The sequence below is a fragment of the uncultured Methanobrevibacter sp. genome (assembly GCF_937898925.1).
GTDB lineage: Archaea > Methanobacteriota > Methanobacteria > Methanobacteriales > Methanobacteriaceae > Methanobrevibacter.
Map to the genome: position 1 here is coordinate 1 of NZ_CALDKF010000039.1, position 1,790 is coordinate 1,790.

The following is a 1,790-nucleotide window of genomic DNA, read 5'->3' on the forward strand; positions in this document are numbered from 1 at the left end:
GTCTGAACGCAAGCGAGTTGGCATTAGGAATCAATGCAGCTTTGCATGGCGATGAGAAATATAAATGGTTCATTGATTAAATGGACTGATATTGATTGGTTGAGGACATCCGCTTAGGTGGGTGTCCTTTTTCTATTTATTGACTTTTATAAAAATGACTATGACAACAGATTTTAGAGTAGCAGAAGTTGGACTAACATACAAAAACAGAGTTCCAAAGAAAGATAGAAAACAGATTTTTGATTCATATACAGCTTACAAAGTTCTGAAAGAAAACTTTTCTGATGATACGATGGATTATAGAGAAACATTCAAAGTTCTCTATCTGAATCATAATTGCCAAGTTTTGGGATGTTCCACCATTTCAGAGGGTGGAATTACTAATACATTGGCAGATGTAAGAATGATAATGCAAGGTGCTTTACTGACCAATGCAACAGCAATGATATTGGCACACAATCATCCAAGTGGCAGTACAAGACCAAGCAGACAGGATGATGAACTGACCAGAAAAATTGTGGCTGCTGCAAATCTTATGGATATACAAGTAAATGACCACATCATCCTGACAAGTGAAGAATTTTATAGCTATTGTGATGAGGGCAGAATCTGACCAACTACTTTAGCTTAACAGACCTTTCTAAAAGTTCACTAATGCACAAAGTGAACGTTACTCTGATTATCAATACTTTATAAATTGATGGTCAGAATTAACGTTCACTTTTATTCATTTACCAATAAAATTGAACATTATGAGTTTGAAATATTCAAGCACCACAGCAGATTACTTGCAATGGGATGAAGCCATGAATCTTATTAGAAAATTGGCTAAAGATAAAAACTATAAAATGTCGCTTCTTGTGGCATTGGGATGTTTTACAGGTTTACGGATTTCTGATATTCTTGCTCTAAGGTGGAAACAGATTCTTAATACAGACGAATTTTCTATCATTGAGAAAAAGACAGGAAAGAATAGGACAATCAGACTGAACCACCAATTACAGAAACATATACAGGAATGTTACAAGCAGATAGAGCCTATTGGTGTCAATGCTCCTATATTGGTCAGCCAGAAAGGAACGACTTTCACCATTCAAGCCATAAACAGAATGTTGAAACAGGTCAAGACCAAATACAAGGTTAAAGCCAAGAACTTCTCTTGCCATTCACTTAGAAAGACATTTGGCAGACAGGTTTACAACATGAATGACAACAATTCAGAGTTGGCATTAGTAAAGTTGATGGAATTGTTTAATCATAGTTCTGTAGCTATTACCAAAAGATACTTGGGATTAAGACAAGAAGAGATACTGCAAACATACGAATGTTTGAGCTTTTGAAATATTAGGACAAGGTTAGTTTAGCCTTGTCCTGTTTGATTTTGAGCAGAAATGTAATCGAAAACGTAGCCTATTGTATGGTTACTGATTTTTTATAGTATAAAATGTGATTTATTCGTGACAAAATAAGCTGTTATTCACACCTTTTCGTTATATTTGTACCAATTCAAGGCTATAGTGGTAGCATTTGAATGACTTTTATTTACAAAAGGGTGTTATTGAAATTATCTTCTAAAGTCAAACTTCGCAACTTTGATAATTAGCATGAAGATGATGGCAGTAGCACCACATCATAGATATATCCAGTCTTCATTACTAATGCAGGCTTTTAGATATTGTCTAATGGTGTGGGCTATTGTTTTATCCATGCTAAAGGTAATGCGAAGACCTGACTTTAGGATAAAGCAGATATAGTTCCCACACCTTTATTTTTGTTTGCTTTCATCAGGG

At 34.9% G+C, this 1,790-nt stretch carries 2 protein-coding genes; both read left to right on the top strand.

What is annotated here, in order from left to right:
• The first annotated feature begins 154 nt into the window (after window positions 1-154).
• A complete protein-coding gene (locus Q0409_RS03025) occupies window positions 155-613 on the top strand; it encodes a JAB domain-containing protein (RefSeq protein ID WP_298534928.1) in 459 nt (152 codons plus the stop codon).
• Between the two features lie 139 nt (window positions 614-752).
• Window positions 753-1,340 carry a tyrosine-type recombinase/integrase gene (locus Q0409_RS03030; protein WP_298534930.1) on the top strand — a complete coding sequence of 196 codons (588 nt, stop codon included), beginning with the start codon at window positions 753-755 and terminating at the stop codon, window positions 1,338-1,340.
• Window positions 1,341-1,790 lie beyond the last annotated feature (450 nt).

Excerpts from the sequence above, each read along its gene's own strand:
- Q0409_RS03025 (WP_298534928.1), top strand. The coding sequence starts at position 155 with ATGACTATGACAACAGATTTTAGAGTAGCAGAAGTTGGACTAACATAC.
- Q0409_RS03030 (WP_298534930.1), top strand. The coding sequence starts at position 753 with ATGAGTTTGAAATATTCAAGCACCACAGCAGATTACTTGCAATGGGAT.